This is a genomic window from Streptomyces sp. NPDC051219 (assembly GCF_040682335.1).
Lineage (GTDB): Bacteria > Actinomycetota > Actinomycetes > Streptomycetales > Streptomycetaceae > Streptomyces.
In genome coordinates, this window is sequence record NZ_JBFBAS010000015.1 from 53,189 (window position 1) to 64,554 (window position 11,366).

The 11,366-nt window shown below is 70.6% G+C and carries 14 protein-coding genes and 1 pseudogene; 7 read left to right on the forward strand and 8 right to left on the reverse strand.

The annotated features are described in order from the left end of the window. Positions 1 to 33 precede the first annotated feature (33 nt). The 3 genes from AB0M62_RS18865 to AB0M62_RS18875 are packed head-to-tail and all read left to right on the forward strand — an operon-like array spanning position 34 to position 3,097. Positions 34 to 1,098: a winged helix-turn-helix domain-containing protein gene (locus tag AB0M62_RS18865; protein ID WP_366075348.1), complete on the forward strand. Its 1,065-nt coding sequence runs from the start codon at positions 34 to 36 to the stop codon at positions 1,096 to 1,098. Positions 1,099 to 1,134: 36 nt separating this feature from the next. Then, positions 1,135 to 1,827, forward strand: a complete 693-nt coding sequence (locus tag AB0M62_RS18870) for an alpha-ketoglutarate-dependent dioxygenase AlkB (RefSeq protein ID WP_366075350.1) — start codon at positions 1,135 to 1,137, stop codon at positions 1,825 to 1,827. Between the two features lie 34 nt (positions 1,828 to 1,861). Beyond that, positions 1,862 to 3,097 (forward strand): ROK family protein, encoded by a 1,236-nt coding sequence (locus AB0M62_RS18875; protein ID WP_366075351.1) that lies wholly within the window; start codon positions 1,862 to 1,864, stop codon positions 3,095 to 3,097. 53 nt (positions 3,098 to 3,150) lie between these two features. Here the strand turns inward: AB0M62_RS18875 and AB0M62_RS18880 are convergent, their stop codons facing one another. The 4 genes from AB0M62_RS18880 to AB0M62_RS18895 are packed head-to-tail and all read right to left on the reverse strand — an operon-like array spanning position 3,151 to position 5,200. Further along, positions 3,151 to 3,525: a hypothetical protein gene (locus tag AB0M62_RS18880; protein WP_366075352.1), complete on the reverse strand. Its 375-nt coding sequence runs from the start codon at positions 3,523 to 3,525 to the stop codon at positions 3,151 to 3,153. A 31-nt stretch (positions 3,526 to 3,556) separates the two neighbouring features. Further along, positions 3,557 to 3,997 (reverse strand): roadblock/LC7 domain-containing protein, encoded by a 441-nt coding sequence (locus AB0M62_RS18885; RefSeq protein WP_366075353.1) that lies wholly within the window; start codon positions 3,995 to 3,997, stop codon positions 3,557 to 3,559. 37 nt (positions 3,998 to 4,034) lie between these two features. Then, positions 4,035 to 4,799, reverse strand: coding sequence for a transcriptional regulator (locus AB0M62_RS18890; RefSeq protein WP_366075354.1), 765 nt, complete (start codon positions 4,797 to 4,799; stop codon positions 4,035 to 4,037). Continuing rightward, a complete protein-coding gene (locus tag AB0M62_RS18895; RefSeq protein ID WP_366075355.1) occupies positions 4,796 to 5,200 on the reverse strand; it encodes a hypothetical protein in 405 nt (134 codons plus the stop codon). The genes AB0M62_RS18890 and AB0M62_RS18895 overlap by 4 nt, the downstream gene beginning before the upstream one ends. Positions 5,201 to 5,441: 241 nt before the next feature. On the opposite strand from AB0M62_RS18895, the gene AB0M62_RS18900 reads away from it, so the two are divergent. The 3 genes and pseudogenes from AB0M62_RS18900 to AB0M62_RS18910 all read left to right on the forward strand — a co-directional run. Further along, positions 5,442 to 6,182 (forward strand): class I SAM-dependent methyltransferase, encoded by a 741-nt coding sequence (locus AB0M62_RS18900; protein WP_366075356.1) that lies wholly within the window; start codon positions 5,442 to 5,444, stop codon positions 6,180 to 6,182. A 91-nt stretch (positions 6,183 to 6,273) separates the two neighbouring features. Beyond that, a complete protein-coding gene (locus AB0M62_RS18905; RefSeq protein ID WP_366075357.1) occupies positions 6,274 to 6,870 on the forward strand; it encodes a dihydrofolate reductase family protein in 597 nt (198 codons plus the stop codon). Positions 6,871 to 6,908: 38 nt separating this feature from the next. After that, positions 6,909 to 7,115 (forward strand): annotated as a pseudogene (locus tag AB0M62_RS18910) (TetR/AcrR family transcriptional regulator); the annotation flags it as partial. Between the two features lie 138 nt (positions 7,116 to 7,253). Here the strand turns inward: AB0M62_RS18910 and AB0M62_RS18915 are convergent. Together AB0M62_RS18915 and AB0M62_RS18920 are read right to left on the reverse strand one after the other, a co-directional pair. Beyond that, positions 7,254 to 7,784 (reverse strand): ATP-binding protein, encoded by a 531-nt coding sequence (locus AB0M62_RS18915; protein WP_366075358.1) that lies wholly within the window; start codon positions 7,782 to 7,784, stop codon positions 7,254 to 7,256. Positions 7,785 to 7,950: 166 nt separating this feature from the next. Continuing rightward, positions 7,951 to 8,271, reverse strand: coding sequence for a hypothetical protein (locus tag AB0M62_RS18920; RefSeq protein WP_366075360.1), 321 nt, complete (start codon positions 8,269 to 8,271; stop codon positions 7,951 to 7,953). A gap of 226 nt (positions 8,272 to 8,497) precedes the next feature. On the opposite strand from AB0M62_RS18920, the gene AB0M62_RS18925 reads away from it, so the two are divergent. Next, a complete protein-coding gene (locus tag AB0M62_RS18925) occupies positions 8,498 to 9,631 on the forward strand; it encodes a PLP-dependent cysteine synthase family protein (protein WP_366075361.1) in 1,134 nt (377 codons plus the stop codon). Positions 9,632 to 9,637: 6 nt separating this feature from the next. On the opposite strand, the gene AB0M62_RS18930 is transcribed toward AB0M62_RS18925, so the two are convergent. Both AB0M62_RS18930 and AB0M62_RS18935 read right to left on the reverse strand, forming a co-directional pair. After that, complete coding sequence (locus tag AB0M62_RS18930; RefSeq protein ID WP_366075362.1) at positions 9,638 to 10,117, reverse strand: SRPBCC family protein; 480 nt, start codon at positions 10,115 to 10,117, stop codon at positions 9,638 to 9,640. Between the two features lie 62 nt (positions 10,118 to 10,179). After that, positions 10,180 to 11,091: a DeoR/GlpR family DNA-binding transcription regulator gene (locus AB0M62_RS18935; protein WP_366075363.1), complete on the reverse strand. Its 912-nt coding sequence runs from the start codon at positions 11,089 to 11,091 to the stop codon at positions 10,180 to 10,182. Positions 11,092 to 11,366 lie beyond the last annotated feature (275 nt).

The window sequence follows — 11,366 nt, forward strand, 5'->3', positions numbered from 1 at the left end:
CGGGGCGTTACTTTTTCGCAGGGAGGCGAAACGATGGGCTGGTGGCAGGTCAACGCCGACACGCTGGCGAGAAGCCGGTTCGTCGTCTCCCCCCTGGCCGAGGTCACCTCGAGCCTGAAGACCCTGGAACGCGGAACGGCGGCCCACCCGGGCGAGCGCACGTGGCTCGACGCCCACCTGCCCGCCTACCGGGAGCGGCTGGCCGGCGACCCGGTCACCCAACTGCTCGTACGCACCGGGCTCGGGCGCAGCTGGAACGCGGACTTCCTCACCCCAACGCCCGTCGGCGAGGCCGGACCGTCTCCCCGGGGCACATGGAAGCCCAGCACGACTCCGCCCGGGGCCGTCCCTCCGGTCACCTTCGAGCAGGAGCTGGCGCGCATACGGCGGACGCCGGCCGAGACCGCCCACGCGGACCTCATCGTGTCGCTGGGCGGCCCGCTTCCCGCCGCGCTGCGCCGGTCCGACCTGGCCGAACGCGCCGCCGACCTCCTGGACTGGGTGTGGCGGGAAACGGTGCTCCCCTCCTGGCCGCGGCGGCGACGGATCATCGAGGCCGATGTGGTCGCGCGTACGGCACAGTTGAGTCAGGGCGGCTGGGCAGCGGCACTGGACGCCATGCGCCCCGGTATGCGCTGGCTGGGAGAGAGCCGGCTGCAGATCAACACGTACGACTACCCGCCGCGAGAGGTCTCCGGGGCGCAGTTGCTGTTCGTACCGGTCACACCACGCCAGGGCTGGGTGTCGTGGGACTCTGCTCGTGCCCCCGGCCGGGGGGACTTCCAGCGCAGGTACGCCGTGGTCTACCCGTGCTCGGGCGCGCTGGCCGGGGCGGACCGGGTATCGGTGCCGGGGGCGCTGGGCGCGTTGCTCGGGCCTGCCCGGGCCGGCGTCCTCGTCCTCCTCGACACCCCGAAGAGCACGACTCAGCTGGTGGCACTGACCGGGCAGGGTCTAGGGTCCGTGGGCCGGCACCTCAAAGTCCTGCTCGACGCCCGCCTGGTAGAGCGCCGACGTGCCGGGAGGTCGGTGCTCTACTACTGGACGGACGCCGGCCGGGTCCTGGTCGGAGCCCAGCAGAACGACTGGGGAGCCTGATCTCCGACATTGACGCTCATCTCCGACACTGGAGGAATGGACGTCGAACTGTTCCCCCGGAACCGGACCGTGCCGGCGGCCGGCGCGGTGCATGTGCCGGACTGGCTGGGCCCCGATCAGCAGCGGGAGCTGGTGGCGGCGTGCCGGGAGTGGGCCCGGCCGCCGGCGGGGCTGCGGACGGTCCGCACCCCGGGCGGCGGGACGATGACGGCCCAGCAGGTCTGCCTCGGATGGCACTGGTACCCGTACGGTTACGCCCGCACCGTCGTCGACGGCGACCAGGTCCCGGTGAAACCACTGCCGGGGTGGCTGGGCGACCTGGCGTGCGAGGGGGTCGAGGAAGCGTACGGCCGGCCCTGCGCGGCGCCGTACGACATCGCACTGATCAACTTCTACGGCGCGGAGGCCGGGATGGGGATGCACCGTGACGCCGACGAGAAGTCCGATGACCCGGTGGTGTCCCTCAGCCTCGGTGACACCTGCGTCTTCCGCTTCGGCAATACAGAGTCACGCGGGCGTCCGTACCAGGACCTGGAACTGCGCAGTGGAGATCTCTTCGTGTTCGGCGGCGCTTCCCGCCTCGCATATCACGGCGTGCCGCGAGTGCGTCCCGGCACCGCGCCACCCGCCCTCGGGCTGACCGGGCGTCTGAACATCACCCTGCGGGTCAGCGGGTTCGCCCGCAGCGGTACGACCGGTCTGCCAGGCACCCACCGAGGGAGCGACTGACACGGGGCCCGGGGATCATGCGAAACTCGCCTTCATGAATGGCAACGCGGCCCCGCGCAGGGTGGGGGATGTGTCCACGCGGACCAGGATCGATAGAGGCCGCGGCGCACTGGGCCCCGCGCTGGAGCTCGTCCACACCGGCCGGGCCCCCACCCGGGCCGTCCTCACGGCCGAGCTCGGCGTCACCCGTGCCACCGCAGGAGCGGTCGCGGCAGAGCTGGAGGCGCTCGGGCTCATCCGTGTCGACTCCAGGCCCGTGGTCGCCGGCGGCGCGCAGGGACGGCCCTCGCACCGGCTCGCCGTCGACGAGGCGGGGCCGGTGGCGCTGGCCGCCCAGGTGCACGCCGACGGGTTCCGAGCCGCGCTCGTCGGGCTCGGCGGCCGGATCGTCGCCACCGCCCCTGGCTGCGTGACCGTCTCCGCCGACCCGGCGCAGGTGCTCGGAGCGGTGGTGGACGCCGGAGCCGGTCTGCTGAGGGACAGCGGGCGTCGGTGCATCGGCGCGGGTCTCGCCGTACCGTCCGCCGTCGCGGAACCGGAGGGCACGGCTCTGAACCCCCTGCACCTCGCCTGGCCCGCGGGCGCTCCGGTCCGCGCCATCTTCGCCGAGCGGGTACGCGCCGCCGGCATCGAAGGCCCCGCCCTGACCGGCAACGACGTCAACCTCGCGGCCCTGGCCGAGCACCGGCACGGCGCCGGCCGCAGCGCACAGCACCTGCTCTGTGTGGCCACCGGCCACCGCGGCGTCGGTGGCGCCCTGGTCCTCGACGGCCGTCTGCACTCCGGCAGTTCCGGCCTCGCCCTGGAGGTCGGTCACCTGACCGTCAACCCGGAGGGCCGGCCCTGCTACTGCGGCAGCCGCGGCTGCCTCGATGTCGAGGCCGATCCGCTCGCCTTCCTCACCGCCGCGCGGCGCGACCCGGGACCCGAGGTATCGCTGCTGCAGCAGGCCCGTGACCTGCTGCGCGCGGAGTACGGCGATCCGGATGTGCGGCACGCCGCAGAGGAGCTCATCGACCGGCTGGGGCTGGGCCTGGCCGGGCTGGTCAACATCCTCAACCCCGACCGGATCATCCTCGGCGGGCTGCACCGCGAGCTGCTGAACGCAGATCCGGAGCGGCTGCGCGCGGTCGTCGCCGACCGCAGTCTGTGGGGGCGCAGCGGTGGTGTACCGATCCTGCCCTGCACACTGGATCACAACAGCCTGGTCGGGGCAGCCGAGTTGGCCTGGCAGCCGGTACTGGACGACCCGCTGGCCGCGCTGGCGTGAACCCGGTGCGGGGAGCCGGCCATCTCCTGGCGGCTCCCCGCGTCCTCCTGGGGTCAGACCTCCAGTTCCGCCTCGATGCTCTTCAACTGGTGCCGCGCCATCGCGAGATTTGCCCGGCCCTTGTCCAGGGCGAGGTAGAGGAACAGGTTGTCCTTTCCGCGCCCCGACAACAGACGGATCAGGTGGTACTGAGTGCCGAGGGTGATCAGGATGTCCTCGATGCCGTCCTTGAGGCCGAGGTGCTCCATGGTCCGCGCCTTGGCGCGGACCACATCGGTATTGCCGGCGGCGGCCACCGTCAGATCGAGGTCCTTGCCACCGCCCAGGGTGCCCAGGGCCATACCGCTGGAGTAGTCCACGAGGGCGACCCCGAGGGCTCCCTCGATGGAGGTCATCGCTTCCTTGAGGGCGGTTTCGGTGTTGGCCATGATCGTTGTGCTTCCTTTCGGTTGACCTGCTTTACGGGGTGGTGCTCTCAGGCCGGTCGAGTGCGGCGTCGACGAGGTCCGCGATGCGCGCCCCGGCCCGGCGGCCTTCGAGGTGAAGCCGGCCGACATTGGTGTGCGGCCCGGCGAGTACGGTGAGGACGGCCGCCGAGCCGGCGGCGTACGTCGCGACATAGCCGCGCTCGGCGCGAACGAGCAGCTCGCGGAACTCCCCCTGGCCGGTGGTGTCCGCCAGCCGCAGGGCGACGCCGAGGGCGGCCGCGGTCAGTGCGGCGATCCCCTCGGGCTCCAGGGCCACCACGTCCTGGGCGAGCACGAGGCCGTCGATGCTCGCCGCGACCGAGCCGGTCACATGCGGCACGCGAGCATGCAACCTCCGCAATTCGTCGAGCACTTCGGGTTCCGCCGCCATCAACTGCCTCCTTTCGGCGCGCTGTCTGAGTACGCGTTTCATGACGGCGCGCAGCGTGCCTCAAGGACGGATCGGACCATCACAGGTGTGCCTCCAGGGCGTCACGGAGCCTGCGCAGCAGGGCGATGTCCGGGTCGGCGCAGACGTCCGGGACCCGGGCGGGAGCGGGGGAAGGGCCGGTCGGGTCCGGCGCGCGGGGTGTCGCGATATGCCCCGCTGCCGCGAGCCGCCGTACGTCGATGAGGGTGTGGAACGCGGGGCGGCCCAGCAGGCGGGAAATGGCGGCCGGTGTGCGGACTCCGTCCGCCAGCTCCAGCACGGCCCGCTGCCGGGGAGTGACCGGCGGACTGCGGACGGCCTGCCTGCGGACGACGGGCGCCCTGTCCACCTCCGGGCTGGGCCACAGGTCTTCCAGCAGTTTTCTGCGGCGGCGCGTCTCGCGCTCGACCGCGTCGGCGGTCACCGGTCTCACCGGACCGAGCCAGTGGACCGCGCCGTAGCGGAAGCGGGTCGGGCCGCTGGCGGGAGCAAGTACGAAGAAGGCCGCGTCGAACAGGGCGCCCAGGTGGCATATCTCCAGCTCGCCGTCGCTCAGGCGGCCGCTGTCCACCAGGAACCGGCCGACCTGACGGCGGGCGCCGGCCCGGTCGAGCGCCTCCTGCCAGCCGTCGGCGGGCAGTCGCCCGGTGGCCGTCAGCAGCACGTCGACGCCGGGTGAGGCCGGACTCTCCGCGTGTACGACGCGGCCGTCCACGAGGTAGAGCGTGCCGGCGTCCCGCAGGAGCGCTCCGGTGGCGCGCTCGGAGGCGAGCCGGACGAGCATGGGGGAGATCGCGGCGCTCATATCAGGGAGAGCCGATCCGCCAGGTCCCGCAGGCGTATGCGGGCCAGAGCCAGGTTGCCTTCGTCGCGGCCGAGCCACAGGTGGATGAACACGCCGTTGTCGAAGGCAGTTTCGACGAAACGCATCAAGTGGTACGCGGAGGGGGTGGTGAGAACGATGTCCTCCACGGGCAACGCCTTGGCGCCGTCACCGGCGTCGCGGCCGACGGGCGCGGCGAACGCGGTCTGTTCCGCGGCCATCCGCGCAAGTTCCGCGGTTTCGGCGGCGGTTGTCTCATGACTGCCGTTCGGTGAATCGCCGATGGTGCCGAGCGCGAGCCCACTGATCCACTCGACCACCGCAGCCCCGCGCGCACCCGGCAGGGTCATGGCTTCGAGCAGGCACTCGTCGATTCCGGGCACGCGGAGTCCCCTCCCTGGGTGATCGCTCCGTCACTGCGGGTGTGGCAGTGAGGAAGAGGTTACGCAACGTTGCGGACAGGGGAAGGAGTTCTGGCATTTTCCGCAGGAACATGCGATCGCCGGTTTCGGCACGGGCGACATGTCGCGGAATGCGGGCCTGTTTCTCGGCGGATGACTGCCGACGGCCGCATCTGCGGATAATCGGGCGCGCTGTGAACCGCTTCCGCAGTACGGTCTGGCGATGGACGACGGGGACGGCTACTTCGGAGAGCGCGTCGCGGCGACGTACGACGAGTCGTCGGTGGACATGTTCGCCCCGGACGTCCTGGACGCCGCGGTGGGCGTTCTGGCGGGGCTGGCCGACGGTGGCCGGGCGTTGGAGCTGGGCATCGGGACGGGACGCGTCGCGTTGCCGTTGGCACGCCACGGAGTTCCGGTCCACGGCATCGACCTGTCCCGGGCCATGGTTGCCCGGCTGAGCGCGAAGCCTGGGGGCGACGCGATCGGCGTGACGATCGGCGACTTCGCGACGACGAGGGTCGAAGGCACGTTCGCGGTCGTGTATCTGATCTTCAACACGAAGATGAATCTGACGACGCAGGCGGCGCAGGTGGCGTGCTTCCGTAATGTCGCGGCCCACCTGGAACCCGGGGGTTGTTTCGTCATCGAGGTCATGGTCCCCGAGCTGAGGAAGCTTCCCGCCGGGCAGAACGCCGTGCCGTTCCGGGTCAGCCCGACGCGGTGGGCGTTCGACGCCTACGACGTGGCCACTCAGGCGATGAGTTCGAACTACGTCGAGGTCGTTGACGGACGTGGCGAGTACAGGTCGATCCCCTTCCGGTATGTGTGGCCCGCGGAACTCGATCTCATGGCTCAGCTCGCCGGGCTGCGGCTGCGCGAGCGGTGGGACGGATGGACGCGAGAACCCTTCACGAGCGAGAGCACCCGGCATGTCTCGGTCTGGGAGAAACCTGCCGACTGACTGCGGGGCCGAGATGGCGCGATGATTTTGGAGCGGCGCGGCAGTCTCTATTGCCGTAACCCCGGAGCAGCGAGGAAGAGGAACGAGTCCCATGCGCATGGTGATCAGTGAGTTCATGAGCTTGGACGGCGTTGTGCAGGCGCCCGGCGGACCCGAAGAGGACACCGACGGCGGGTTTGCCCACGGCGGCTGGTCGCACCCGTTCTTCGATCCGGAGGTGGTGGGCGGTGCCTTCGACGACGCGCTGGCCAACGCCGAGGCGCTGCTGTTCGGGCGCCGCACATGGGGGACGATGGCCCGGGCGTGGCCGGAGCGGGCGGGCGACCCGTTCGCCGACCGGATGAACGCCATCCCGAAGTACGTCGTGTCCAAGACGCTGCGCGACGACGAGCTGACGTGGGAAAACACCACGCGCATCCCCGGCGACAAGGCGGTTGCCCGCATCCGGGAGCTGCGCGAGTCCGACGGCGGCGACCTGCTGGTCATGGGGAGCCCCACGCTCGCGCGCACCCTCCTGAGCGAGGGCCTGGTCGACGAACTCCGGCTCATGATCATGCCGGTGATCCTCGGCGGCGGTAAGACGATCTTCCCCGACGACGGTGGGCTGCACACGCTCGAGCTGGTCTCCACGGTGACCAGCGGCACGGGCGTGCAGGTGTGCACCTACCGGCCGGTCGCCAAGGCGTAGGCGGGGGCGGACACACCACCGAACCGGTCTTCGACGGCCCCAACGCAGCCGAGGACAGCGTGGCCGGCCTGCTGCAGAAGGCGAAGGACGCCGGGCTCACCGAGCCCGATGCGGACGCGCGTGCGGAGGCGATCGGCCTGCTCGCCACGTCGGCGGGACTCGGCACCAGCATTTTGGTCGGTGAGGGCCCGGAGTCCGCCTTCGCGGTCCTGGGCCACCACCTGGACCGGATCTTCCGACGGTGAGAGTCTCCGGCCGTCGGCACGGACGAAGTCGGGCGTGCCGACGGCCGGCATCCCGCCCGCCGGGCGGGACGCCGGCCGCGTACTGCGCACCGTCGCCAACGGGTAAGCGGGATTTGGCCGTCGGCGGGGTCCTGCCGGTCAGCCCGCGAGGGCCGACCGGACAGGCGCGTGCTCCCGTACGGGCGCCGCACCCTGCGGCTCGAGCTCCCGGCCGGGGAACGGGCCGGTGGTCGTCGCGCCGTACACCGGCCGGGACGGCAGCGACTCGGCCGACGAGGGCGCCGGCAGGGTGAACCAGACGACCTTGCCGCCGCTGTCCTCCGGGCGGGCGCCCCAGCTCTCACTCACCGCCGCTATCAGCGCGAGGCCGCGCCCGCCGGTGGAGAGGGTGTCGGCCTGTCCGACGGTGGGCAGCCGCGAGTCGTTGTCGCGAACCGACACGGTGAGCCGGTCGAAAAGCAACTCGATCTCCACGGTGCACGTCTTGTCCGGCTGTGCGTGCCGGTGGACGTTGGTGAGCAGCTCGGTGACGCCGAGCGCCGCCCGGTCGATCAACGCGTCCAGGTGCCAGTAGCGCAAATGCGCGCATACGATCCTGCGGACCTGGCCGATCCGCGACGGCAGAGCCTGGAGCTCCACCGTGCAGTGCCTGCTTGGATGGCTGATCACGGCTGCGACTCCCCGAATGAGGTCCGGAAGAAGACGAAGATCGGATCCAGCAGAGGCTGCCTGCTGTGTGGTCCGGCGGGCTGGTTCGCAGCGTCACCGCCGGTAAACCCTGAGTGATGTCACACCAGCGTGAACCAGAGGCTGCCGCTCCGCAACTCGCACCCCTTCAGCCTCGTGAGTCCCTTGCCCGGCGCACGGCCTCCAGGAAGCGGCCGGCCGTTTCGTCGGCGGCTCCGGGGGTGTGGTCGCGCTGCCCCATCCGCAGCCGGTAGCGCGTGCCGTTGACATGGGCCACCGTGCTCTCACCACCCGTGAACCAGGGCCTGCCCGCGCTCACCGAGTTCAGTGGCGCGCTGTCGATCTCGGTGCCGCTGCTGGTCAGCAACTCCAGCCGGCCTTCCCTGATCAGGATCTTGCCTGCCCTCGTGAGCGCGCGGGGCCACCGTTCGATCCGTACGCCCGTCGCACTGAACTCGGGTTCAGCCATGCCACTTCGCCCCTTCTCGCCGGATGCCGCCCCCGCGCGGACAGGTACGCAGTTCCTGCCGGGCAGTCTGCATGGGCCCGGGCTCTCGCACCAGTACGCGTGCCAGAAGCGATCCCGATGGAAACCCAAAGTCATCGTTTGTGCAGGTGAGGGGCGTAAATTACTCGTGAGGGCCGAGGTTCGGACTGCACCGTGCGGACCGCAGAAACGACGAGGAGCGGCGCGGATGAGCACTACCGAGCAGGCGCGGACCGGCAGAGCCCTGACCACCATCGATGTGGACCGCAGTGATCCGGATTACCGGGCATGGCTGAAGGAAGCGGTACGCAAGGTCCAGGCCGACGCCAACCGTTCAGCCGACACCCATCTGCTGCTCTTCCCGCTGCCCGAGCAGTGGGGGATCGATCTCTACCTCAAGGACGAATCGACCCACCCGACCGGCAGCCTCAAGCACCGGCTCGCCCGCTCGCTCTTTCTCTACGGGCTGTGCAACGGCTGGATCCGTCCGGGCCGTCCGGTCATCGAGGCGTCCAGCGGCTCGACCGCGGTATCCGAGGCCTACTTCGCCAAGCTGATCGGCGTCCCCTTCATCGCGGTGATGCCGCGTACGACGAGCGCGGAGAAGTGCCGTCTCATTGAATTCCATGGCGGCCAGTGCCACTTCGTGGACGACTCGCGCAAGATGTACGAAGAGTCGGCCGCACTCGCGGCGGAGACCGGCGGCCACTACATGGACCAGTTCACCTACGCCGAACGGGCCACCGACTGGCGAGGCAACAACAACATCGCCGAGTCCATCTACCAGCAGCTGAGGCTGGAGCGGTACCCGGAGCCCGCCTGGATCGTCGCCACCGCCGGAACCGGCGGTACGTCGGCGACCATCGCGCGCTACGTCCACTACATGCAGCACGACACCCGTATCTGCGTACCCGACCCGGAGAACTCCTGTTTCTTCGAAGGCTGGACCCACCACAACCCGCTGGCGAGCAGCGACTGCGGCTCCCGCATCGAGGGCATCGGCCGGCCACGCATGGAACCGAGCTTCGTACCCGGGGCGATCGACCGGATGATGAAGGTGCCGGACGCGGCGAGCGTGGCGGCCGTACGCGCGCTGGAGCAGGCCATCGGCCGCAAGGCGGGCGGCTCCACCGGCACCGGGCTGTGGAGCGCGCTGAAGATCGTCGCCGAGATGGTGGCCGATGGCCGCAAGGGCAGTGTGGTCACCCTGATCTGCGACCCGGGCGACCGCTATCTCGACAAGTACTACTCGGACGAATGGCTCGCGGAGCAGGGCCTGGACATCGCGCCCTACTCGGCCGCGATCGCATCGCTTCTCGCGACGGGTGTCTGGCCCTCCTGACCGCCGTTACGCGGCGGTGGAGGCGAGCCGTCGGTCCAGCGTGCGGACCGCATCGCGGCAGGCCCGCCCCAGCGCCGCCCGCCCCAGCCGGAGGGAGATCCGGAGCGGAGCGGCGCCGGCCGCCGCGAACGTCCACTGCACCCGGGTGCCGGACCCGACGGGTGTCAGCCGCCACTCCTCCAGGAGGGCATGCAGACCGGGGGCGTTGGTCTCGTCCACCCGGTACGCGTAGCGTTCCGCCGGTACCGTCGCCATGATCGTTTCCATGAACCGGATGCCGCCGCTGAGCCGTACCTCGCGGCCTGCGCCGCCGTCGACGGAACGGGCGAGGGTCACCGCGGCGAACCAGTGCGGCCACGCCTCGACCTCTTCGGCGAGCGCCCGGTACACGGCCTCAGGGGGTGCGGCCACCTCGGCTGCGAAGACCAGACGAAGCGGAGCGGTCTCGACGAAGTCGAGTCCGACGGGGCGGAGTCGGCGTGCCATCGGACGTGCACCCCCAGCGAATCGAGTGATTGACGGGTTCGGCCACCATAGCTGACGCCTTGTCAGATGTCTGTGGCGTTCGCAGGGTATGCGTCGCGCAGGACGCCTGTGTCGTCCGTGGGCTCTGCGGGGTCTGTGGGTTCTGCGGGCTCGTCCGGTCCGCCCACCACCACCAGCCCCGGCAGATGCTCGGCGATCTCCGCGTGTACCTCCGCGGACAGGCCGCTGTCCGTCACAAAGGTGTCGACGTCCTCGAGCGAGGCGAAGGAACTCAGACCGACCGTCCCCCACTTGGTGTGATCGGCGACGACCACCACCCGCCGCGCGGCCTGCACGAACCTGCGGTTCGTCTCCGCCTCCGCCAGGTTCGGCGTCGACAGTCCGGCCTCCACCGATATGCCGTGCACGCCCAGGAACAGCACGTCGAAGTGCAGCGAGCGGATCGCCTGGTCGGCCACCGGTCCCACCAGCGAGTCGGACGGAGTGCGCACCCCGCCGGTGAGGACGACCGTGGCCGCTCCACCGCGGTCCCCGCCGCCCGAGGGCGTCCGCTGCGCGGAGTGGAACACATCGGCGACCCGAACCGAATTGGTCACCACCGTCAGATCCGGCACGTCCAGCAGATGGTGTGCCAGCGCATAGGTGGTGGTACCGCCCGACAGCGCGATCGCGCTGCCCGGCACGGCCATCGCCGCCGCGGCCCTCGCGATGTCCTCCTTGGCGCTGAGCTCCAGGCTCGACTTCGCCTCGAACCCCGGCTCGTGCGTACTCGCCTCGACCAACGGTACGGCACCGCCGTGCACCTTCTCGATCACGCCCTGCCTGGCCAGCGCGTCCAGATCGCGACGGACCGTCATGTCCGACACATTGAGCTTCCGGGTGAGTTCGTTGACGCGCACTCCGCCGCGCCGCCTGACCTCGTCCAGGATCATCGCGCGGCGCTGCTCCGCGAGGAGGTTCTGATTCTCGCTCACCGCCAGGCCAGTCCTTCCGGTTCGTGAAGCACGGGAGTGCTGAGGTTTCCACATCCTGCCATGTGCCACAGGGCCCTGCCCCACCGGCCGAACGGGCCGGGAGCTGGGGAGATTCCGTGAGAAGGGGTGTCGCGCACGCCCTTGTGCCGCGATCCTTGTGGCTGTCCCGGACCTGTCCGGACATTGCCCCGGTCCGGCCCCCGCGCCGGCTCCGACCGTGCTCAACCCCTGTCCCGCCCCCACCCGAGAGCGAGCCGCCGTGCCCCGTGCCACCC

Coding starts and splice junctions, on each gene's coding strand:
- AB0M62_RS18865 (WP_366075348.1), top strand. CDS start 34: ATGGGCTGGTGGCAGGTCAACGCCGACACGCTGGCGAGAAGCCGGTTC.
- AB0M62_RS18885 (WP_366075353.1), bottom strand. CDS start 3,997: ATGAAACGCGTACTCAGACAGCGCGCCGAAAGGAGGCAGTTGATGGCG.
- AB0M62_RS18870 (WP_366075350.1), top strand. CDS start 1,135: ATGGACGTCGAACTGTTCCCCCGGAACCGGACCGTGCCGGCGGCCGGC.
- AB0M62_RS18890 (WP_366075354.1), bottom strand. CDS start 4,799: ATGAGCGCCGCGATCTCCCCCATGCTCGTCCGGCTCGCCTCCGAGCGC.
- AB0M62_RS18925 (WP_366075361.1), top strand. CDS start 8,498: ATGAGCACTACCGAGCAGGCGCGGACCGGCAGAGCCCTGACCACCATC.
- AB0M62_RS18880 (WP_366075352.1), bottom strand. CDS start 3,525: ATGGCCAACACCGAAACCGCCCTCAAGGAAGCGATGACCTCCATCGAG.
- AB0M62_RS18900 (WP_366075356.1), top strand. CDS start 5,442: ATGGACGACGGGGACGGCTACTTCGGAGAGCGCGTCGCGGCGACGTAC.
- AB0M62_RS18930 (WP_366075362.1), bottom strand. CDS start 10,117: ATGGCACGCCGACTCCGCCCCGTCGGACTCGACTTCGTCGAGACCGCT.
- AB0M62_RS18905 (WP_366075357.1), top strand. CDS start 6,274: ATGCGCATGGTGATCAGTGAGTTCATGAGCTTGGACGGCGTTGTGCAG.
- AB0M62_RS18875 (WP_366075351.1), top strand. CDS start 1,862: ATGAATGGCAACGCGGCCCCGCGCAGGGTGGGGGATGTGTCCACGCGG.
- AB0M62_RS18920 (WP_366075360.1), bottom strand. CDS start 8,271: ATGGCTGAACCCGAGTTCAGTGCGACGGGCGTACGGATCGAACGGTGG.